Origin of the sequence: Pseudomonas sp. W2Oct36, from assembly GCF_041060465.1 — a bacterium.
In the GTDB taxonomy this organism is placed as follows: Bacteria; Pseudomonadota; Gammaproteobacteria; order Pseudomonadales; family Pseudomonadaceae; genus Aquipseudomonas; species Aquipseudomonas graminis_B.
The window spans coordinates 17008-37674 of the sequence record NZ_JAUERW010000019.1; the positions used below are offsets into that span (position 1 = coordinate 17008).

Genomic DNA, 20667 nt, shown 5'->3' on the forward strand with positions numbered 1-20667 from the left:
CTATAACGGCCGATGCGATGGCGCCTGAAGCTACGGCCCTTTGAATCCGCAACGATTACCATCTGAAAGCAAAAAAGCCGCTTCTGTCGCCGCATTCGTAGCGACACATTGACGCCTGTCAACCGATTGCCGCGCGATCTGACGCACTATATGATGTGTCTCGCAACACGTAGACACACTAGATACGTGATCCAACCTGATTCAATGGCCGTTTTCCCAACGCACGAATCGGGAATTAACGCAAAGGAAAATGACGGCAAATCGGCCCTCAAATTCCGTCACGGACGAACCTGCGCCGGGCAAAATCTGTATAATCCCGCGCTCATCCAGGGTACTCAAAATGACCGCTTGCACTCGCAAAATCGTCACTCTGAAATCAGCCTCTGCTGACTTGTTCCGCAGGTGCAACGCAGGCAACCCTCGCAGCATGTTCGTCGATCGATCCGAAGCAGCGTTTAGCATCTTTGTCGATCAATCACAGTAAGCACTAAGAACCGCCCAACCTATTCCCGTTGCCAGCCCCGCTATCAGCAACGCTGGCAACGCATACTTTAAAATCCACAGGCCGCGTAAAACCGGTCCTCTAGCAGGAGCCTCCTCACCATGCTGAGCTGGGACGAATTCGACAAAGAAGACGCCGCTGAACCCGCCAAAGGCGCCAACGCCGGTCACGCTTCCGAAGCCGCGATGGACAAACTCGACAGCGCCGGTGGTGCTGCTGCGCTTGAAGCCCGCGCCGTCAGCGCAAACGACTCCGACGCCATTGCCCGCGCCAAAGCCGCGCTGGACAAACTGGACGTCGCTGAAGGTCTTGCCGAACTCGAAGGCTCCGCCGCCCGCGTCGCGGTCGACGAAAAACGCATGATCAACTGCCGCGCCGACCTCAACCAGCTGGTGCCTTTCAAGTACGACTGGGCCTGGCAGAAATACCTCGACGGTTGCGCCAACCACTGGATGCCGCAAGAGGTCAACATGACCACGGACATCGCCCTCTGGAAAGACCCGGAAGGCCTGACCGACGACGAGCGCCGCATCGTCCTGCGCAACCTGGGCTTCTTCTCCACCGCCGACTCCCTGGTTGCCAACAACCTCGTGCTGGCCGTGTATCGCCTCATCACCAACCCTGAATGCCGCCAGTACATCCTGCGCCAGGCCTTCGAGGAAGCGATCCACACCCACGCCTACCAGTACTGCATCGAATCGCTGGGCATGGACGAAGGCGAGATCTTCAACATGTACCACGAGATCCCGTCGGTCGCCAAAAAGGCAGCTTGGGGCCTGAAGTACACCCGTTCGATCTCCGATCCGAAGTTCGAAACCGGCACCGTCGAAACCGACAAAGAACTGCTGCGCAACCTGATCGCCTACTACTGCGTCCTGGAAGGCATCTTCTTCTACTGCGGCTTCACCCAGATCCTCTCCATGGGTCGCCGCAACAAAATGACCGGCGTCGCAGAACAGTTCCAGTACATCCTGCGTGACGAGTCCATGCACCTAAACTTCGGCATCGACGTGATCAACCAGATCAAAATCGAAAACCCACACCTGTGGGACGCCGAAATGAAGGAAGAAGCAACTCAGATGATCCTGCAAGGGACCCAACTGGAAATCGAATACGCCCGCGACACCATGCCTCGCGGTGTACTGGGCATGAACGCTGCGATGATGGAGGACTACCTCAAGTTCATCGCGAACCGTCGTTTGAGCCAGATTGGTTTGAAGGAAGAGTATCCAGGGACCACGAACCCGTTCCCATGGATGAGCGAGATCATGGACTTGAAGAAAGAGAAGAACTTCTTTGAGACACGGGTTATTGAGTATCAGACGGGTGGGGCTTTGAGCTGGGATTGATTTGATCTCGACTTAGTGAACTGCACACGAAAGGGCTGCCAGAAATGGCGGCCCTTTTTATTGCGGACCGCCGAGCAGGCACCTTGATCGTTCCCATGCTCCGCGTGGGAATGCAGCCCTAGACGCTCCGCGTCCATCACGCCGTAGCCGACTAAACAGGCTGAAGCACCCAGCAACACCAATGCGGTACTCCCTACCACCCACTTAAACTAGCCTCCGACGCTCCGCCCCCATTCAGATTAAAGGACGAATCCATGGGCCGAAGCCGCTACATGATCACGGAAATCGATAAACCCCATTTCCTGACCTGCACCATCGTCGAATGGCTGCCGCTCTTTACCCGCCCGGCATTGGTCGACATCGTGCTTAATACATGGCGCTATCAACAAGCGAATCAGGGTCTACAGCTCTATGGGTATGTCGTCTTAGAAAATCATCTTCACTATCTCGCCCAATCACCAGACCTCGCAAAATCTGTAGCTGGGTTCAAGTCTTACACGGCGCGAAACATCATCGACTACCTCCAACTCGCGAATGCTGAGAGCACCCTCCAACGCCTTCGATTCGCTAAGCGCGCGCATAAGGTCGACCGCGTTTATCAGGTCTGGCAGGAAGGCGTGCATGCGGAGATGGTCTACAGCGAGAATGTCATGCAGCAGAAGCTCGACTACATACACCAGAACCCTGTGAAGCGAGGGTATGTCGACTTCGGGGAGCAATGGCGATATTCGAGTGCGCGTGATTATCAAGGTGAGTCGGGTTTGATCGAGGTACAACGTTGGTGCTGAAGGACGCGGAGCGTCCTGGGCTGCATTACCACGCAGAGCGTGGGAACGATCGGATCACCTGAACTTTGAAATCAAGGTGGTAGCCCGCCCGAAGTCTGAGGGGATCGGCTAATCGCGAGGCCAAGGATAAGAGGCGTAAGGCTACTAGCCAAAAATCCAAACCATTCGTACAGTGCTAGGTAATTTTTCCTACACGCGGAATGGAACAGTGCCCCCCACGTTAAGCCAGAGGATGTCGTCAAAGGAGGTTGATTCTACTCAGCCTGAGCGCGCTCAGCCGCGCTTCACCAAAGGAGAAATCTACCAACGACAGCGCGACATCCACCTCCCCTATGGAGGCAGTTATCAGCCGGGAATTACTCGCTCAACAAAATCGAGTGCTGTTTTCATATTCACCGGTAAATCCGGGGAGCAGTACGGCTACCACGATAAGAAAGACGACCTGGGTGTCTACTCCTACACAGGGGAAGGTCAGACCGGAGACATGACGCTGTCGAAAGGAAACCTCGCGATTCTGAACCATGCGCGTGAGGGGCGAGCGCTGCACCTATTTGAATCGCTGGGTCACGGAAAAGGACATCGCTATCTAGATGAGTTCTGCTGTGCAAGTTATCAATGGGGCGAAGGCCTCGACAAACACGGCAACAAGAGAAGAACTATCGTCTTCCGCTTAGTCCCCGTGAGCGTGAATGTGCAGGATGAGGTCAAACCTGATGCAGATAACGAAGAAGACGAGGCGGTGGACATGTCGCTCTCGGCCGCAAGAAAGACGGCGCTTGAGGCTTCCGACACGCCTGAGGGAGACCAAAACCTTGTGTTAAAAACTGTTTACGCTCGGAGTAAAAAAGTAAAACGCTACGTGTTACTGCGAGCAGATGGGACCTGTGAGAGCTGCGGAAAACCTGCCCCCTTCTACAAAGTCGACGGCGCTCCATACCTAGAGCCCCACCATGTAAATCGACTTTCTGACGGGGGATTGGATCACCCCAACTTCGTGGGCGGGGTGTGTCCGACGTGCCATCGCGAGATTCACTACGGGAGAGATGGCAGCAAGAAGAATGAAGAACTTCGTGTCGCGATAATGACGAAGGAGAATGCATTAGCCAAAGCTTTGCAAGAAGCTAAAAGATCGAAAAAGTCCGCAGTACCAACGTAGGTACAAGTGAATGCTCTATCGGTGTGAGTAATCCTGCCGATACACGGTTATCCGCCACGCCGCATCGCGAGCAAGCTCAATCCTACAGATTTTTGAGCGCTCGCAAAATCTCCACCCTCACGGACCAAACAAAAGACCAAGGACATGGCCAAAAAAACCTCCCTCTTCGAAGACCTGTTTCACATCGCCAGCAAACTGCCCTGGTGGATCAGCGCGCTCATTGCGATCAGCTCCGGCCTCTACCTGCACTCGGTAGCGACCGCGCCAATGCCCGTCTACTCCGACCCTCAGCATTTGCAGTCGGTAGTCTTCAGCACCATGGCGCACACCGGCGCTTTGTTTGGGCAATACCTGCTGCCATTCATCTTCACCGCCGGCGCCATCGCTTCTATCATCGGCCGCCGCAAACGCCGCAATCTCCTCGAATCCGCCGCCGCCACCAAAGGCAACCCACTGCTGAGCATCTCTTGGCACGAGTTCGAGTTACTGGTGGGCGAAGCCCTAGGCCGGCGCGGCTACTCAGTACGGGAAACAGGCAAAAACGGCCCGGACGGCGGCATTGATTTGATCGCGCGCAAAGACGGCGAGACGTACGTGGTGCAGTGCAAGCAGTGGCGTTCGGTGCAGGTCGGTGTGCCGGTGGTGCGGGAGTTGTATGGCGCGATGGCGGCTGAGGGCGCTGTCGGCGGTTTCGTGGTCACCAGTGGGACATTCACCAAACCGGCGAGGGATTTTGCAGCAGGTCGCAACGTGCAACTGGTCGACGGATCGGTGCTGAAGCAGTGGATCGCCGAGGCGAAGAAGCCTGGTCCAGGGCCGACGGTCGAGGTGGTGTCAGAGCGTGTCGAGCCAGCCATCGTTGAGCCAGAGGTGGTCGTTACGCCAAGTCCCGCTCCAGCTCCGATCCCCGTTCAAGCGCCAGCTCCAACCGCGACGCCACCCGTCACACGAGAAGCCGAGCCTGAACCCGCTGCCCTGCCCCCAGCGCCTCTGTGCCCACACTGCCGCAAAACCATGGTGATACGTGTCGCGAGAACCGGCGCCAACGCGGGCGGGAATTTCTGGGGTTGTGTGGCTTATCCAAAATGCCGTGGGATCCGGGCGATTTTCGCGCCGATGACGGTGAAGTAACGCCGCCAGTCCAAATGAGCACGTCAGCTAACCCCTGACGTGTTCCGCACAAATCTCGCACCAACCAGCCCCCGCCGCGCCAACACGCTAGCGGCGGTATGAGATGGCGGTGTGTCAGTGACGAATCAGGTGCTGCACGATTTTCGCGGGCAAGCGCGCTCCTACAGTGGATGTGTGCCTGGCAGGAACTATCTGGCGGCCCTCATACAAAGCGCCGTGCCGCGAAGCACCACGAAACCCAGAAAGTTCCGCCCTCACCCCCTCCCCGCACATAACATTTTCGCTAACCAATAGTTACCCGGGTTTCATTTGCCCCCGCCGCCCTTCGTTCCTAAAGTGGCTTCACCCCATCGAACCCGCCCAGCGCAGGAACGATGGAAACCCACACCCAAGCCGGAGAACGTCAAACGCCTGATCAGCTTTTAGCATTTTGTTTCTGTCGTTCGCTGCGTCGTTGCTCCCGACGTGGTGCCTCCAAGCTCCAAACTTCAGCCGCTCCCCAGCGGCTTTTTTTTGCTCAGGATTTGCTGAATCCGACCTGATATCTGCGCGGTATCAGCGACCGGCCGAGCATGCAGCCGACCGCAACCGCCGACACGCAAAACATCACCCAGCAATCGCGCCACCTCCACCATGCCACCCGCCTCCATCCCCTGCCGGGTAATAAATTGCGTACCCAACCGCAACGCCTGATGCCCCGCACGGGAAGGATCAACACAAGTGCCAATCAGAATCCCCTGCGCCTGCAACGCGTGCATCACAGCGCGCGGATCAGCATCCAGTGACAGCGGCAGCAGCAATTGATGGGTATGCACCTCGCCGTCATTAGCCCCTATGACAGGCAAACCCGCATCGACCAACGCGCGATGCAGCGCCGCGCTGTTGCTGACGATACTGGCGGCATATTCCCGGCCAGTGGCCTGGGCCTCGGTAAGGGTGACCGCCAGGGAGGGCAGTCGGCCGGCGTCGTAGTTAGCGAGCAGGCGGGTGTCGAGCAGGTTGTGCAGCGCCGGTGCATCGTCCGGGTCACGTCCGAGCACCAGCCCTTGGGGTCGGCCGGGCAGGGTTTTGTAGGTGGAGCTGCTGATGAGGTCGACGCCGGCGTCAAAGGGGTTGGGGTATGTGCCGCCGGCAATCAGGCCGAGCACGTGGGAGGCGTCGAACAGGGTTTTGGCGCCGACCGCTCGGGCCGCGCTGACCACCGAGGCGATGTCGTCGGCCTTGATCATGACGCTGCGTCCGAGCACGACGAGCCTGGGGCGGGTGTGCGTGATCATTTCCGCCGCGCGCGCTGCGTCGAGCTGGCAATTGCGGCGGTCGAACGGCAGGTCTTCAACGATGAGACCTGCCAATTCTGCGGTGCCGCCCCGGCGCTGGCTCAGGTGCCCGCCGTGCCCGGCAGCGGGTGCCAGCACTTTGTCCCCCGGTCGGCAGTAGGCGTGGAAGATGGCCAAGTTGGCCAGGGTGCAACTGGCTAACCGCACTTCGGCCCATGCCGCGCCGAACAGGGTCATGGCCGCCTGGCGGGTGAAGCTTTCAAGCTCACTGACCAGTTCGGTGTCGGGCTGTTCTTTGTGGCCGGTGGGGCCCATCGCCGGGTAGGCGCTGAGCGCAGGGTTGTACGCGGCCATGGCGCGGGCGCTGGGGAGGTTGGCGCCGGCATAGAGCATCAGGCGCTGGGTTTCCAGTTGCGGCAACCGGTCGGCACAAGCGGCGAGCAATGCATCGAGATCACGGGGCATGGTCGGCAGCTCCCTTAATGACGCATCAACGACGGATGGAATCCGGGTGCTCGGACTCGTCCCTGACCAGCAGCATCAGGGCGTCGCGTTTTTCAAGCAGGTGGTGCCGCAGGATGCTGCTCAGGCGCTTGCCGTCCCGGGCTTGTAGGGCCTCGATCATTTCTTCGTGGTCGTGCAGCGCGCGGTCCCATTTCGGGGCTTGATGATTGGAGAGAAAGCGTAATGCGTGGATGCGCCGGTTCAGCGACAGGTAGACCTGCCGCAGCGCCGAGTTGCGCGCGGCCAGGTTGATCAGGTCGTGGATGGCGCGGTTGCGCTGGTAGTAACCCGGCAGGTCGTTCTGGTTTTTGCTGACCACCATGGCGTAGTGCAGCGCTTTAATGTCTTCGATTTCCTGAGCGGTGATGCGCTCGCAGGCCAGCTCTCCGGCGAAGGCTTCGATGCCGCTCATCAGTTCGAAGGTTTCGCGAATCTCCAGCTCCGACATGCGGGCAACGCTGGCGCCACGGTTGGGGTTGATTTCGATCAGCCCTTCCACGGCAAGCACTTTTAACGCTTCGCGCAACGGCGTGCGGGAGATGCCAAGGGTTTCGCACAGCTCGCGCTCGTTGAGTTTGGTGCCCGGGGCGAGCACGCCTTCGGTGATAAAGCCGCGCAGGTGATCAATGACGATGTCATGGAGGCGCTGGCGTTCGACCTTGGGAATGAGACGGGGCGCCGGTTGGTCGGATAGTTCGTTAAAATTTTGCATACAAAATCCTTATCGGACCCGCTCTGGCATCGAGTCCTTATTCGAAAATGCTCCAGTTCGCTGGGAAGATTAGCGTAATTAGGCCGTTTGACACAGCATCGCCCTGTGCTAGGTTAATTTTGAATTCAAAATACAAAACTATAAAAAACCAGGAGTCACCGATGCTGAAGCTCGATTTCCACCCTGCCGGTCGCCACTTCCTTCAGATTCCAGGGCCCAGCCCAGTGCCGGATCGCATCCTTCGGGCGATGAGTTACCCCACCATCGATCACCGCGGCCCGGAGTTCGGCGAGCTGGGGCTCAAGGTGCTGGAAGGCATTAAGCAGATCTTCAAAACCGTGCATCCGGTAGTGATTTATCCAGCGTCGGGCACCGGGGCCTGGGAAGCGGCGTTGTGCAACACGCTGAGTTCGGGCGACGAAGTGCTGATGTTTGAGACCGGCCATTTCGCGACGCTGTGGCAGAAGATGGCCCTGAGTCTAGGCCTCAAACCGCAGTTCATCGGTCGGCCGGGCATTGAAGGCTGGCGCGGTGGCGTCGATGCGCAAATGATCGAAGACCACCTGCGCGCTGACGGCGGGCATCGCATCAAGGCCGTGTGCGTCGTGCACAACGAGACCAGCACCGGCGTGACCTCGGACATCGCGTCCGTGCGCAAGGCCATTGATGCGGCGGGCCACCCTGCCCTGCTGCTGGTAGACACCATCTCTGGCCTGGCCTCCGCCGATTATCGTCATGACGAATGGGGCGTGGACGTGACTGTCTCCGGCTCGCAGAAGGGCCTGATGCTTCCGCCGGGCATCAGCTTCAACGCCCTGTCGCCGAAAGCTATCGAGGCCAGCAAACGCGCCGGTTTGCCACGCAGTTTCTGGGCGTGGGACGAGATCATCGAGATGAACAAGACCGGTTACTGGCCCTACACGCCGAACACCAACTTGCTCTACGGCTTGTCCGAAGCGCTGGACATGATCCTCGGCGAAGGCTTGGACAACGTGTTCATCCGTCACAACCGTCTGGCGAAGGCGTGCCGCACCGCGGTAACCGCCTGGGGCCTGGAAATCCAGTGCGCCGACCCGAGCGTTTACAGCCCCGTGCTCACCGGCGTGATGACGCCTGAAGGCATCGACGCCGACCAGCTGCGCAAGACCATTTACGAGCGCTTCGACATGTCCCTCGGCACCGGCCTGGGCAAGATGAAAGGCCGCATGTTCCGCATCGGTCACTTGGGCGACTGTAACGATCTGATGCTGATGGCCACCCTGACCGGCTGCGAAATGGGCCTGCAGATGGCCGGCGTAAAACTTCAGTCCAGCGGCGTGCTGGCCGCCATGGATTACCTGGGAGGGCAATCGGTGCCGCTGCGACGCGACTAATGCCACACCTGGCTGCGGCACGCCCGCAGCTTTTTTGACACATCTCACTATCCCGAATCATCGCGTTGTCAGCGAACACAATAAGAAACTGGAGATAGCACATGAAGTTTTTACGTCTGCGCCCCACCACGGTGGTGCTGTTCATGCTGTGCGCCATGTATTTCATCACCTACCTGGACCGCGTCAATGTCAGCACCGCCGCGGTCGGTTTCGGTAAAGAGTTCAACCTGAGCAAAACCGAAATCGGCATCGTCTTCTCGGCCTTCGCGTACCCCTACCTCATCTTTCAAATCATCGGCGGCTGGGTCAGCGACCGATTTGGCGCCAAGCGCACGCTGGTGGTGTGCGGGCTGATCTGGGCCAGCGCCACGGTGCTGACCGGCCTGGCGGGCGGCTTCGTCTCGCTGATCGTCGCGCGGATCCTCCTCGGCCTCGGCGAGGGCGCGACCTTCCCGGCAGCAACGGCCGCCATGTCCCGTTGGATTCCCAAGGAAAAACGCGGCTTCGCCCAGGGCATCACCCACGCCTTCGCCCGCCTCGGCAACGCATTGGCGCCGGCAGCGATGATCGCGGTGATGGCCACCTACGGCTGGCGCGAATCATTTTATGTCTGCGCGGCCACCAGCTTTGTCTGGGTCATCTTGTGGATGGCGGTGTTCACCGAGCACCCGAAAGACCACCCGCGCATCTCCAAGCAGGAACTGGACACCCTGCCGCCGCCAAAAGTGAAATCCAGTATCGTGCTGCCATGGGGTCGCCTGTTCAAGCGCATGGCCCCGGTCACGATCGTTTACTTCTGCTACGGCTGGACGCTGTGGCTGCTGCTCAGCTGGGTGCCGATGTACTTCATGAACATGGGTCTGGATTTGAAGGGCACGGCGATTTTCGCGTCGACGGTGTTTTTCGGCGGCGTGGTCGGCGACACCCTGGGCGGCATTGTCAGCGACCGCATTTATGCGCGCACCAAGGACCTGAACAAGGCGCGCAGCCTGATGGTTGCCGTGTGCCTGGGCCTGACGCTGTTGTCGCTGGTGCCGCTGATGTTCACCAAGGACATGCACATTTCCCTGGCCTGCCTGGCGATCGGGTTCTTCTTCTCCGAGATGACGATCGGCCCGATGTGGGCGATTCCGATGGACATCGCGCCCGACCATTGCGGCACCGCCAGCGGCATGATGAACACCGGATCGGCCATGGCCGCCATCGTCAGCCCAGTGGCCGCCGGTCTGTTGATCGACAAGTTTGGCAACTGGCAGCTGCCGTTTCTGGTCAGCATTGTTCTGCTGGCGATTGGTGTCGTGCTGTCATTCCGCATGAAGCCGCAGAACAAGTTTGACTACGGACAGCCGGCTGCGCCGCTGACGCCGGGCGCGGAACCTGCTTCGGTGGTCAGTAAATAAAGCGACACCGGGAGCCGCCTTCGGGCGGTGCTTGACCCATAAAGCTTCTGCCCGGCACCTGCAATCGAGCCACTTCAATGGAGAACGCTTTTGGACACTGACACCCAACCTTCGCGCCTGGCGCAGCTGATCGTCGATGCGCAGAACAAGCATGACCTGTTGGGCGAGCTGGATTTCGAGCTGACCCCGTCCGACCGCGACGCGGCGTACCTCACGCAGCAGAAAATCCTGCGCTTGCGTGGGGTTGAAGCAGGCGGCTGGAAGATCGGTTCGAAGTCCACGGACGGGCCGATTCAGGGGTCGCCCCTGCCCCGCGACTGCCTGTTCCCGTCGACTGGCACACTGGACCGCAGCGTCTATCCGCCGGTGGGTCTGGAGCTGGAAATTGCCTTCCGCTTAAACCGCGACTTCAGCCCACGGGATGAGGCGTACAGCGACGAGGAGGTCATGGCCGGCATCGGCGAAATGGCGGCGTCCGTCGAGGTGGTTTCCAGCCGGTTTGCGGCGTGGCCCAAGATCGAGCCGCTGACGCAACTGGCCGATCTGCTTAACCACGGCGCCCTGGTGGTGGGTGATTTCGTACCCTACGACGGGTCGTTTCCCTTTGTTGCACCGACGCTGACCTTCACGGTGAATGGCGAGAGCATCGTGCCGTCAAAAGTCGGCAATCCGGCAGGCGACCCGCGCCGGCTATTGCCGTGGCTGGTCAACCATCACACCCTGAATGGACTGCCGTTGTCCAAGGACCTGGTGATCACGACGGGTTCATACACCGGCATGCACTTCGCCCAGGGCATGGCTGAGGTGTTGGGGCAGATCGAAGGGTTGCCGCCGGTTTCATTGACGCTGGCCTGACGCTTTACCTCGCTGCCATAAAAAAACCCGCCGAGCTGGCGGGTTCTTTTTGTATGCGACGGTTTTAGTCAGGGCGGCGAACGTACGAGCGGTAAACGGGCTGCCAGAAGTCTTTCTCGATGGCCGCTGACAGTTCATCTTCCGATTGCGGTGGCGCCACACTGTCGCGCTGGGCCACCATGCCGACGGCAAACGCGATGCGTTTGCTGACGGCCTGAACATCCCGAAGCGGCGGCAACATCTGCCCTGCCGCTGCGCACTCAGCCAGCGCCTGGGCCGACGCCATCAGCATGCCGTCGGTGACGCGGGTCGCCTTGCTGGCGATGGCGCCGAGGCCGATACCGGGGAAGATGTAGGAGTTATTGCACTGCGCGATGGGAAAGGTTTTGCCCAGCACCTCAATGGGTAAAAACGGACTGCCCGTGGCCACCAACGCCTGCCCGTCGGTCCATTGCAGGATGTCCTTGGGGTGCGCTTCGATCTGCGAGGTCGGGTTGGACAGCGGCATGATGATCGGCTGCGGGCAATGGCTGTGCATGGTCTCGACGATCTGCTGGGTGAACAGTCCGGCCTTGCCCGACACGCCGATCAGCACGGTGGGTTTGGCGTTGCTGACCACCTCAAGCAGCGAGGGCCAGTGGGCGCTGAACGCCCAGTCGTTGAGGGAATCGCTGGAGTGGGCCAGGCGCTGTTGGAAATCGTAGAGGCCCGGCTGGCGATCGGTCAGCAGCCCTTTGCTGTTGAGCAGATACACCTGGCTGCGCGCCTGGTCTTCGGACAAGCCTTCAAGCTGCATGGCGGCGATGATCTGCTCGGCGATCCCACAACCCGCGGATCCGGCGCCGACAAAGGCGACGGTCTGATCGGACAAGCGCTGGCCCTTCATCTTGCAGGCGGCCAGCAAGGTGCCGACGGTGACGGCGGCAGTGCCTTGGATGTCATCGTTGAAGCAGCAGAGTTGATCGCGGAAGCGCGCGAGCAAGGGCATGGCATTGGTCAGCGCGAAGTCTTCGAACTGCAGAATGGCTTCCGGCCAACGGCGCTGCACGCCCTCCACGAATGCCTGCACGAAGGCATCATATTCAGCGCCGCGAACACGCTCCTGGCCACGGCCGAAGTACAGCGGATCCGCCAGCAGCGCCGGGTTGTTGGTGCCGACGTCGAGCACCACCGGCAGCGTGTAGGCCGGGCTGATGCCACCGCACGCCGTGTACAACGACAACTTGCCGATGGGGATGCCCATGCCGCCGACGCCCTGATCACCAAGGCCGAGAATGCGCTCGCAGTCGCTGACGACGATGACTTTGACGTTGTCTTTGGTGACGTTGTTGAGGATTTCGTCGATGCGGTCCTTGTCGGCGATGCTGATGAACAGGCCGCGATGGCTGCGGTAGATGCGGGAAAATTCCTGGCAGACCTTTCCCACGGTGGGGGTGTAGATGATCGGTAGCATCTCGTCGAGGTGGTCGTCGACGACGCGGTAGAACAGTGTTTCGTTGGAGTCCTGGATCGAGCGCAGGAGGATGTGTTTGTCCAGGTCGGTCGCGCAGGCTTGGTACTGGTGATAGGCGCGGCTCGCCTGTTGTTCGATGGTTTCGACGCGTTCGGGGAGCAGGCCTTGCAGGGCCAGGGCTTCGCGTTCGTCGAGGCTGAAGGCTGTGCCTTTGTTCAGCAGTGGAGTGCCCAACAACGTGGGACCGGCGAAAGGGACTTGCAAGGTGCGATCAGTGGCATGGGTCATGTCTGTCTCCTGTGCTTATTGTATTTTGAATTCAATGTACACCTTTGGCACGGAAAGCCAACCGTGGAGGGCGCTCACAATCATCGGACCTGCATATGGCCTGGTAGGACCGCGATCATCCAGTAGGACTGGCTTTAGCCGGGAAAGCGTCGGGCGTCGCGCTGCAAATCTTGTGTTGTACATACCGGCCTCTTCCCGGCTGAAGCCGGTCCTGCTAGACACCGCGTACCCCGTAGGACTGGCTTTAGCCGGGAAAGCGTCGGGTGTCACGCTGCAAATCTTGTGTTGTACAGGGGAAGCGTCAGGCGTCTCGCTGCGAATCTTGTGTTGTACATACCGGCCTCTTCCCGGCTGAAGCCGGTCCTACTAGACACCGCGTACAGCCAGGAAATTGGCTCACGCCGCTTACCCTGGGGGACTGGCTTTAGCCGGGAAGGCGTCGGGCGTCACGCTGCAAATCTTGTGTTGTCCATACCGGCCCCTTCCCGGCTGAAGCCGTTCCTACTAGACACCGCGTACACCCAGGAAATTGGCTCACGCCGCTTACCCTGTGGGACCGGCTTTAGCCGGGAAGGCGTCGGGCGTCACGCTGCAAATCTTGTGTTGTCCATGCGGGCCTCTTCCCGGCTGAAGCCGTTCCTATTAGACACCGCGTACACCCAGGAAATTGGCTCACGCCGCTTACCCTGGGGGACTGGCTTTAGCCGGGAAGGCGTCGGGCGTCACGCTGCAAATCTTGTGTTGTACATCCTGGCCTCTTCCCGGCTGAAGCCGGTCCTACAGATACACCGCGATCATCGCGTAGGACTGGCATTAGCGAGTCCCGCTGACACCATCGCCCACATGACTATCAACCTGCCATCACCCTCAGGCAAAATGCCGGATCTTTGTAGGAATCATCCCCAGGAGTGGTCGGAATGCGCTTGTTCAGTTTAAGAACCCTGCTGGTCTGCACCGCTTTAGCCTCATGCCTGGGCATGGTCGGCGCGCAGGCGGCGTCCAAAACCAAACCCGCGCCGAAACCTTCTGGGCAAAAAGTCGCGATGCTCGGCGGCAAATTCGCCTTCACCCTGCCGAAGGACTATGTCAAAGGCCCGATGGAAGAGATCGACGCCAAGGCCAGGGCCGCGGGCGTGACCGGCTCGCTGTACATGAACAAGCCGGCCAAGCGCGTGGTGATCATCACCGAAGCGCCGTTGCCCAATGACCAGAAGGTCGGCGCCAACGACAAGCCAATCCTCGACGGCATCATCGCCGACACGCTGCAACAGCAGCAGTCCAGCTACAAGGACTTCAAAAAGCTGGGCGAGAAGAAGATCGTACGAAAAGGCCTCGGCATGCGTCAGCTTGATATCTCAGGCAGCGTAGACGGCGGCCGAGTGTTGAGTACGACGATTACGGCGGCCTACGGTAAACGCACGGCAATGGTCAACGTCATCTCCCTGGCGAAGGATGCCAAGGCCCACGCCGACGTGGTGAAGGGCGTGACCGGCGGGAAATGAGGAGTGCGGCTTTTTGGGCAGCGATTGCAGCCGAAAAAGCAGCGATTCCAGCCCCCCCCGTCGTCAGATGCGGGTACACAACAACAGAGGCTGAGTTACTTGGGCAGCGTCAGTTCGCTCCCGCCCGGATGCGCCTTGATGACGCTGTAAGGCAGGACCGACCATTCCGGACCTTCACACGCGCGCGCAACACGTGCGAAAGACGGACCGAAAACGATGCCTTTTGCAGTGAAATACCACGACGGAAATTCCCAGACCGACGGGTCGGCGTAGTCGCAGTCGTCTTCGGTAGCAGGCTTCACCATGTCTGCAGGGTGCGCCGCTTTCAACTGGTCAACGAGCCAAGGGGCGAAGGCTTTGCTGCGGTAGTCGGAATACGTGTCGAAACTCGTGCCACCTTCTTCATCACGTTCGTAGTGAAACGGCGCGCCCTTGCCGACCCACACCACATCTTCCAAGGTCAATTCTTTGCCCGTGCTGGCATCCAGATTCAGCGGCGAGTCGCCGAAGTCCGGGTGTGCGCCGCCGCAATCGTAATCGGTGAAGACGCTCAGGCTCACGATGCCGGGCGCAAGCAAGCGCGGCGTGACCGTCTGGGCAAAGTCGCCGCCGTTGCGACTCGCATTGAGCATGCACTGGTGATAGCTGACAACCTCTTGCCACAGGCGGGAGCGCAGCCGCTGATTGATAGGTGCAGCCTGCTCGGGCGAATAACCCGATGTGATTTCAAACATCGAGACGCCCGATTCCGGCTCGACCCACCACTGCAGCGAATGGCCCATAAACGTAGCTGTTTTATCCGCCTTGAGCGGCAGGTGCGTGAGCCGCAGGTAGTCATAGGCCGACTGTTTGTAAATGGCCTGCCACCCCGATTCAGCGGAAGCATCTGGCGCGGTGACAGCGCGTTCGGCCAGTTGCACCTTGTAGGACTTGCCCTTGCTGCTCCAGTCCCCGGTCCAGCTCGCGTCCGGATTTTTATGAAGGACCAGCTTCGGCAACCTGGCCTCATCGTCGTAGCTCAGGCCTTCGGTCAGCGTCAGATCATTCCCTTTTGAGGTGCCGGACAGCGCCAGGTCCTTATGGTACTTCTCGTAGAAATAGCGACCCGTCACGTCTTCCGGGCTGGTGAGATCCAGCTCGACGACGATGGGCGATTTTCCCAAGGTGCCTGTCAGCACATGGACCGCATTCTCGGCGTGCAGCGTGAATGGCGCGACCAGCGCGGCGAGGCAGGTGATACGCAAAACGGAGAGAGAAACAGGCATCAGACGTCCCTTGTGATGATGCTAACGAGTGGGGCCAGTAATCTCCCGAATCGCGGAGCGTCTGGCAAGGGCCAGCCGTGATTTCTCAAAGCCTGACGGCGCCCTCACCGCTTGCCCTCAACCGCCATCCGCACCGCGAACCCGAACAACACCGTGCCCATCAGCCAGCGCTGCACCGCCGCCCAACCGGGCTTCTGGGTCAGAAACACGGCGATGGAGCCCGCCGCCATAGCAACCATGGCGTTGACGCTCAGGCTGACCACAATCTGCGCGCTGCCCAGGATCAGCGACTGGCTGAGCACGCCAGTGCCGTCGCCGACGGTGATGAATTGCGGCAGCAGCGACAGGTAAAGCACCGCCACCTTGGGATTGAACAAGTTGGTCATCAGGCCCATCAGGAACAACTGCCGGTTGCTGTCCTTGGGCAAATCCTTCACTTGAAACGGCGAGCGACCGCCCGGTTTCACGGCCTGCCAGGCGAGGTACAGCAAATACACGGCACCGGCCATGCGCAGCGTGTCGTAGGCATAAGGAACTGCCATCACCAACCCGGTGATGCCAAACGCCGCGCACAGCATGTAGAAGATAAAGCCCACGGCCACGCCGCTGAGGGAGATCAGTCCCGCCTTGCGTCCTTGTGAGATGGATCGCGAAATGACGTAAATCATGTTCGGCCCTGGCGTCAGCACCATGCCGAGGGCGATCAGGGAAAAAGCGATGAGGTTTGAGAGTTCGGGCATCAGAGGCTCCTGCCGGCGTGATCGAATGCATCCGGGCCGTGCCGAATGGCAGGCATATTTCAGCCAACCTCCGTAGAACCGTCTATACACAGATGGCCGGAAAACACGCCATGACAGACGGCGTCCGTCACTTATCCCAACGGCACCTGCACACGCGCACCCTCCGACGGCGCGGGCGTAAATTATTTGTCCAATAGTGGCTAAATGCTCTTCCCAGTACCGCCGTCGGCGGGGGACACTCGGAGCGTTGGTCGTGACCGATGTGGCTGTCGGGATGCTGCGTTATTACCCAGTAGAGCGCTATGAACACTCCGGTCCAAAAAGGTCTCTCCTACGCCAGACGCATGTACTTGCCGCGCAGCATCGGCCTGGGCATTGGGTTCTTCGCGGTGGCTGCAGCGCTGTACCCTTCTCACCCACCGACTTGGGTGTGGATCGCCATGATCGCCCACGGTTATGGCTGGCCGCACATGGCTTTTCTGCTCGCCAAGCGTTCACCTCAGCCTTATGCCGCCGAGCGCCGCAACCTGATCTACGACTCGCTGGGCGGCGGTTTCTGGGCGGGCGCCATGGGGATCAGCCCGCTTCCCACCGTGACGGTGCTGTCGATGATGGCGATGAATAACATCGCGGCCGGTGGTTTACGTCTGTTTATGTTGGGTTCGCTGGCGCAAATCGCGGGCGCCCTGGTGTCGTACAAGATTTTCCTGCCGGCGCTGTTCCCCCACGTCTCTCAGCTGCAGCTATTCGCCTGCCTGCCCATGCTGGTGATCTACCCGATGGCCATCGGGCTGGTCTGTTATCAGGTCGCGGTGCAACTCTCGAAGAGCAAGAAGGGGCTGGAAAAACTCAGCGCCACCGACAGCCTTACAGGGCTCATGAACCACGGCGCGTGGAAGGATCGACTGACGCTGGAGTTCGAGAAATGCCAGAAGCTCAACCGCCAGCACAGCGTGGCGCTGATTGACATCGACCACTTCAAGATCATCAACGACACCTACGGCCATATCACCGGCGACAACGTGCTCAAGCAACTGAGCAACGCGCTGTCCGCCAGCCTGCGACAGACCGATATGGCCGGCCGTTACGGCGGCGACGAGTTCTGCGTCATCTTCCCCGACACCACCCTGGCCCAGGCCACCGAAATACTCGAACGCCTGCGGCGTACGGTTCATGACCACGCCCACTCGGCCCTCCCCGATCTCAAGCTGAGCCTGAGCCTGAGCATCGGCGTCGCGGCCTATGGCGCGCACCAAACCGACGCCGCCATGTGGCTGCACGAAGCCGACATGGCGCTGTATGACGCAAAAAGCGCCGGGCGCAATCGGGTCACTCCGGCGCAGCCGTCCAGCGACGTGCGCGCGCGCGAGGGTGCGGCGTTGGGGTGAGTCGGCAGCGTTGTTGATCTCTTGAAGACTCGCTATTCGCTGCAGGCCATGGCGTCGGTCGGTGCCTTAATCTGCTTGAGCAGCTCAAGAGGTGTCATTTGCGTCAGCAGGTTCTGCAGGCTGTCGCCCAACATAAGCGGCCCATACAACCCTTCTTCCCGATCCAGATGCGTTTGCTGCACGTCGCGGTAGGCCTCGGGGTAGATGCTTTTTTCGATCGGCAGCAGGCGGTCGTAATGTTCCAGCAAACCGTGGAAGACGATGCGCCGTTCGGTGACGCCGCGAGTGGTGGCGATCAGTTTGATGAAGAAATCCGAGTCGCTCTGGCGCATGGCTTCGTACGCGGCATAACGCTCCGCCAGGGTGTACGCGCCGGTCTCGTCGAACACCACGCAACACAGGTCCTGACGCGAGCGTGAGCCGAAGGGGTTGTTGGTCGCGCGCCGGCGATTGCTCTGCGCCAGCGCGAACGCTACCGCCCGTTCGGCTTCGTTCATCCGCTCCGCGCTGCCCAGGCTGGAAAGATCATCCAGCGCGGGGGCCTGACGCCCCAGTCGTTCGACCTCAGCGCTGAAGGTGGCAAACACCCCGTGGGGCCCGAGCCATTGCTTGTGCAGCTCGCTCAACTGGTCTCGGGACAGCTGGCTTTGCTCATCGACCAATTGCTGAAACGCGCTTGACGCGTCCACATTAAAGTCTGCATCGATGCACGGTTGCTTCAAGGGCTCAGACGTTGCGATTTGAAGGGTCATCGATTTCATCCTTATTATTGATCGTTATTGTGGGTGCATCATCGCGAACACTTCGTGAAGACACATCGAAGTGGCGAAAACAGGGTCATCACTCAAAAGACCACTTATTACGACGCCAGCGTCATCGCGGCAAAGCAAAGGCCGAAGACAGCTTTAAAAGTTCAGTGATTAAATCGGGTTAATTATGCACTTACCGCTCGACGGAACAATCCGTCAGATGTAGGGGTGGTGCCAGTTTTTTCTTGCGCGCTGCCGAAACGTGCAGAGCGATGAGCTGCGCCCGATTGCTGACTTCGTTCTTCCTGAGCAAGGCCGACACATGGTCGCGGGCCGTGTAATCACTGATCCCCAGCCGCTGGGCGATCGCTTTGTTGGTGTGCCCCTGAAGCACCAGCTGAAGGACTTCCTGCTCTCTGGGGGTGGTTTTTTTCAATGGTCTACGTTTGCGTTGTTCTTCTATCATTGGCCCTCAACAGTCTCCGCGACGTGCCGACCCTGGCGGTAACTCAGCCATGGCCGTAATAGTGTTCTTATTGATTTTTAAATCTCTAACGGTTAGAGAATGTGCACAGTCAAGCCCGGTTAATAACCGAACAATGATAAGTAAAGTTTCCTACAAATATTGGCGAAACATCCCCACTGAACCAGCAGACAATTGATCCACGCACGACCCAATGCAGAGCCATTTGGTTATATAACAGCGGGTGAGTTGTATAGACGGGGGACAATAAACGCTGCAAATGATAATTACAATCATCTGTTACAAATCAGCGGATCAATCTCGTTTGAAATGGCACGGATTTGAAATCCGCACCCTCATGTCGACAAGGGGCGCCATTGCGACGCCCCCTGCCCTGTCAGTTTCCAGCCTGTACCACCCGCGGATCATCGACCTGCATGCCCTTGCGCAGGCCAAAGAACATGGCCGTCACCAGACCGACCGCGCCCATGATCACGCAGTAGCCGACGCACACCCACGGGCTCCATGGCATCAAGGCGATCAGCGCCAGCGGCGTGGTGCTTGCCCACAGGGCGTAGCTGATGTTGTAGGTCAATGAGATGCCGGAGACGCGAATGTTCGCCGGAAACAGTCCGACCATGACCGAAGGCACGACGCCGACAATGCCGCAGGCCAGGCCGGCCACCGCGTAAGCGAGGCTCAATGGCAGCCAGTGACTGACCAGACTGGCGTAGAGCACGCCGACGCCCACGGGCAGCAACAGGCTGTAAAGCACCACCCCGCGCCAGGCGCCGATTCGGTCGACCAGCATGCCGGCCAGCACGCAGCCGATATTGAGAAAGACGATACCCACGCTGCTGAGGGCGAACGTGTCGCTGGGGGCCATGCCGAAACGCTGCTGCATCACCGTAGGCGTGATGACCACCAGCGTCACGACGGCGGACGTCAGCACGCAGGTCAGTAACGCAGCCGGCAGCAGAGATTGCCGATGTTGACGTAGGACGGCGCGCAGCGGCAGCTCAGTCATGCCCTCGCGCTGGGCGTGCATCGCCATGAACACCGGGGTTTCGCTGAGCCAGCGGCGCAGCCACACGCCGATAACGCCGAAGACCCCGCCCAGCAGAAACGGGATGCGCCAGGCGTAATCGAGAATTTCCGCGTGGCTGAAGACCTTCGCCAGCCAGGTCGCCGTCAGTGCACCGATGAGGTAGCCGAAGGTCAGCCCGGCCTGCAAAACGCCCAACGCATAACCGCGATGGCCCTTCGGTGCGTGCTCGGCGACGAACACCCAGGCGCTTGGCACTTCGCCGCCCACGGCTGCGCCCTGAAGGATGCGCAGCGCCAGCAGGATCAACGGGGCCCAGTAGCCGATGTCGGCATAGGTCGGCATCACACCGATCAGCAGACACGGCAGCGCCATCATCAGGATACTGAGGCTGAACACCCGCTTGCGACCCAGTTTGTCGGCGAAGTGCGCCATCAGAATCCCGCCCAGCGGGCGCGCCAGGTAGCCGGTGACAAAGATGCCGAAGCTTTGCAGCAGGCGCAGCCACTCGGGCATTTCCGGCGGAAAGAACAGCTGACTGAGCGTCAGCGCGAAAAATACGAAAATGATGAAATCGTAGATTTCCAGCGCCCCGCCCAGTGCCGCCAGCCCCAGGGTTTTGTAGTCTCCCCGGCTGATGGGTTGTGGGCGTGGTCGAAGAATGGCTGTCATGAAAGACCCCAAATCACAGGTTGAAACGCACGCGGGTGCGACAAAGGCGCGCAGG

17 protein-coding genes are annotated in these 20667 nt (G+C 59.7%); 9 read left to right on the plus strand and 8 right to left on the minus strand.

What is annotated here, in order from left to right; all coding sequences use genetic code 11:
• Nucleotides 1–603 precede the first annotated feature (603 nt).
• From QWI18_RS20980 to QWI18_RS20995, 4 genes are all read left to right on the plus strand, one after another.
• Nucleotides 604–1851: a ribonucleotide-diphosphate reductase subunit beta gene (locus QWI18_RS20980; RefSeq protein WP_037012114.1), complete on the plus strand. Its 1248-nt coding sequence runs from the start codon at nt 604–606 to the stop codon at nt 1849–1851.
• Between the two features lie 254 nt (nt 1852–2105).
• Nucleotides 2106–2639, plus strand: coding sequence for a transposase (locus QWI18_RS20985; RefSeq protein WP_065992778.1), 534 nt, complete (start codon nt 2106–2108; stop codon nt 2637–2639).
• A gap of 232 nt (nt 2640–2871) precedes the next feature.
• Nucleotides 2872–3795, plus strand: a complete 924-nt coding sequence (locus tag QWI18_RS20990) for an HNH endonuclease (RefSeq protein ID WP_369319741.1) — start codon at nt 2872–2874, stop codon at nt 3793–3795.
• Nucleotides 3796–3939: 144 nt separating this feature from the next.
• Complete coding sequence (locus tag QWI18_RS20995) at nt 3940–4926, plus strand: restriction endonuclease (protein ID WP_369319742.1); 987 nt, start codon at nt 3940–3942, stop codon at nt 4924–4926.
• 488 nt (nt 4927–5414) lie between these two features.
• Here QWI18_RS20995 and QWI18_RS21000 read toward each other — a convergent pair whose 3' ends face one another.
• Nucleotides 5415–6668 (minus strand): glycine hydroxymethyltransferase, encoded by a 1254-nt coding sequence (locus QWI18_RS21000; protein WP_369319743.1) that lies wholly within the window; start codon nt 6666–6668, stop codon nt 5415–5417.
• A gap of 25 nt (nt 6669–6693) precedes the next feature.
• Entirely contained in the window at nt 6694–7419 is a 726-nt protein-coding gene (locus tag QWI18_RS21005; protein WP_192133950.1) for a GntR family transcriptional regulator, read from the minus strand.
• 161 nt (nt 7420–7580) lie between these two features.
• On the opposite strand from QWI18_RS21005, the gene QWI18_RS21010 reads away from it, so the two are divergent.
• The 3 genes from QWI18_RS21010 to QWI18_RS21020 all read left to right on the plus strand — a co-directional run bounded on the left by QWI18_RS21010 (nt 7581) and on the right by QWI18_RS21020 (nt 11047).
• A complete protein-coding gene (locus tag QWI18_RS21010) occupies nt 7581–8792 on the plus strand; it encodes an alanine--glyoxylate aminotransferase family protein (RefSeq protein WP_192133952.1) in 1212 nt (403 codons plus the stop codon).
• 101 nt (nt 8793–8893) lie between these two features.
• On the plus strand, nt 8894–10192 hold the full coding sequence (locus QWI18_RS21015) for an MFS transporter (RefSeq protein ID WP_369319744.1): 1299 nt from the start codon (nt 8894–8896) through the stop codon (nt 10190–10192).
• A 90-nt stretch (nt 10193–10282) separates the two neighbouring features.
• Nucleotides 10283–11047, plus strand: coding sequence for a 2-keto-4-pentenoate hydratase (locus QWI18_RS21020; protein WP_369319745.1), 765 nt, complete (start codon nt 10283–10285; stop codon nt 11045–11047).
• Nucleotides 11048–11111: 64 nt separating this feature from the next.
• On the opposite strand, the gene QWI18_RS21025 is transcribed toward QWI18_RS21020, so the two are convergent.
• The gene (locus QWI18_RS21025; protein WP_369319746.1) at nt 11112–12788 is read right to left on the minus strand and encodes an NAD-dependent malic enzyme; all 1677 of its coding nucleotides are present in this window, start codon (nt 12786–12788) and stop codon (nt 11112–11114) included.
• A 917-nt stretch (nt 12789–13705) separates the two neighbouring features.
• Between QWI18_RS21025 and QWI18_RS21030 the strand changes: the two genes are divergently transcribed.
• Nucleotides 13706–14290, plus strand: coding sequence for a polyribonucleotide nucleotidyltransferase (locus tag QWI18_RS21030; protein ID WP_369319747.1), 585 nt, complete (start codon nt 13706–13708; stop codon nt 14288–14290).
• A gap of 95 nt (nt 14291–14385) precedes the next feature.
• On the opposite strand, the gene QWI18_RS21035 is transcribed toward QWI18_RS21030, so the two are convergent.
• Together QWI18_RS21035 and QWI18_RS21040 are read right to left on the minus strand one after the other, a co-directional pair.
• The gene (locus tag QWI18_RS21035; RefSeq protein ID WP_369319748.1) at nt 14386–15555 is read right to left on the minus strand and encodes a hypothetical protein; all 1170 of its coding nucleotides are present in this window, start codon (nt 15553–15555) and stop codon (nt 14386–14388) included.
• 104 nt (nt 15556–15659) lie between these two features.
• Complete coding sequence (locus tag QWI18_RS21040) at nt 15660–16295, minus strand: LysE family translocator (protein WP_296314565.1); 636 nt, start codon at nt 16293–16295, stop codon at nt 15660–15662.
• A 302-nt stretch (nt 16296–16597) separates the two neighbouring features.
• Between QWI18_RS21040 and QWI18_RS21045 the strand changes: the two genes are divergently transcribed.
• Nucleotides 16598–17683, plus strand: coding sequence for a diguanylate cyclase (locus QWI18_RS21045; RefSeq protein WP_369319749.1), 1086 nt, complete (start codon nt 16598–16600; stop codon nt 17681–17683).
• Nucleotides 17684–17715: 32 nt separating this feature from the next.
• On the opposite strand, the gene QWI18_RS21050 is transcribed toward QWI18_RS21045, so the two are convergent.
• The 3 genes from QWI18_RS21050 to QWI18_RS21060 form a co-directional block, all read right to left on the minus strand.
• Entirely contained in the window at nt 17716–18435 is a 720-nt protein-coding gene (locus QWI18_RS21050) for a hypothetical protein (protein WP_369319750.1), read from the minus strand.
• A gap of 190 nt (nt 18436–18625) precedes the next feature.
• A complete protein-coding gene (locus tag QWI18_RS21055; protein ID WP_296306780.1) occupies nt 18626–18868 on the minus strand; it encodes a LuxR C-terminal-related transcriptional regulator in 243 nt (80 codons plus the stop codon).
• Between the two features lie 424 nt (nt 18869–19292).
• Nucleotides 19293–20612, minus strand: coding sequence for an MFS transporter (locus tag QWI18_RS21060; RefSeq protein ID WP_192133970.1), 1320 nt, complete (start codon nt 20610–20612; stop codon nt 19293–19295).
• Nucleotides 20613–20667 lie beyond the last annotated feature (55 nt).

Coding starts and splice junctions, on each gene's coding strand:
- QWI18_RS21060 (WP_192133970.1), bottom strand. CDS start 20,612: ATGACAGCCATTCTTCGACCACGCCCACAACCCATCAGCCGGGGAGAC.
- QWI18_RS20980 (WP_037012114.1), top strand. CDS start 604: ATGCTGAGCTGGGACGAATTCGACAAAGAAGACGCCGCTGAACCCGCC.
- QWI18_RS20995 (WP_369319742.1), top strand. CDS start 3,940: ATGGCCAAAAAAACCTCCCTCTTCGAAGACCTGTTTCACATCGCCAGC.
- QWI18_RS21030 (WP_369319747.1), top strand. CDS start 13,706: ATGCGCTTGTTCAGTTTAAGAACCCTGCTGGTCTGCACCGCTTTAGCC.
- QWI18_RS21050 (WP_369319750.1), bottom strand. CDS start 18,435: ATGACCCTTCAAATCGCAACGTCTGAGCCCTTGAAGCAACCGTGCATC.
- QWI18_RS21010 (WP_192133952.1), top strand. CDS start 7,581: ATGCTGAAGCTCGATTTCCACCCTGCCGGTCGCCACTTCCTTCAGATT.
- QWI18_RS21005 (WP_192133950.1), bottom strand. CDS start 7,419: ATGCAAAATTTTAACGAACTATCCGACCAACCGGCGCCCCGTCTCATT.
- QWI18_RS20990 (WP_369319741.1), top strand. CDS start 2,872: ATGTCGTCAAAGGAGGTTGATTCTACTCAGCCTGAGCGCGCTCAGCCG.
- QWI18_RS21025 (WP_369319746.1), bottom strand. CDS start 12,788: ATGACCCATGCCACTGATCGCACCTTGCAAGTCCCTTTCGCCGGTCCC.
- QWI18_RS21000 (WP_369319743.1), bottom strand. CDS start 6,668: ATGCCCCGTGATCTCGATGCATTGCTCGCCGCTTGTGCCGACCGGTTG.
- QWI18_RS21045 (WP_369319749.1), top strand. CDS start 16,598: ATGAACACTCCGGTCCAAAAAGGTCTCTCCTACGCCAGACGCATGTAC.
- QWI18_RS20985 (WP_065992778.1), top strand. CDS start 2,106: ATGGGCCGAAGCCGCTACATGATCACGGAAATCGATAAACCCCATTTC.
- QWI18_RS21015 (WP_369319744.1), top strand. CDS start 8,894: ATGAAGTTTTTACGTCTGCGCCCCACCACGGTGGTGCTGTTCATGCTG.
- QWI18_RS21040 (WP_296314565.1), bottom strand. CDS start 16,295: ATGCCCGAACTCTCAAACCTCATCGCTTTTTCCCTGATCGCCCTCGGC.
- QWI18_RS21035 (WP_369319748.1), bottom strand. CDS start 15,555: ATGCCTGTTTCTCTCTCCGTTTTGCGTATCACCTGCCTCGCCGCGCTG.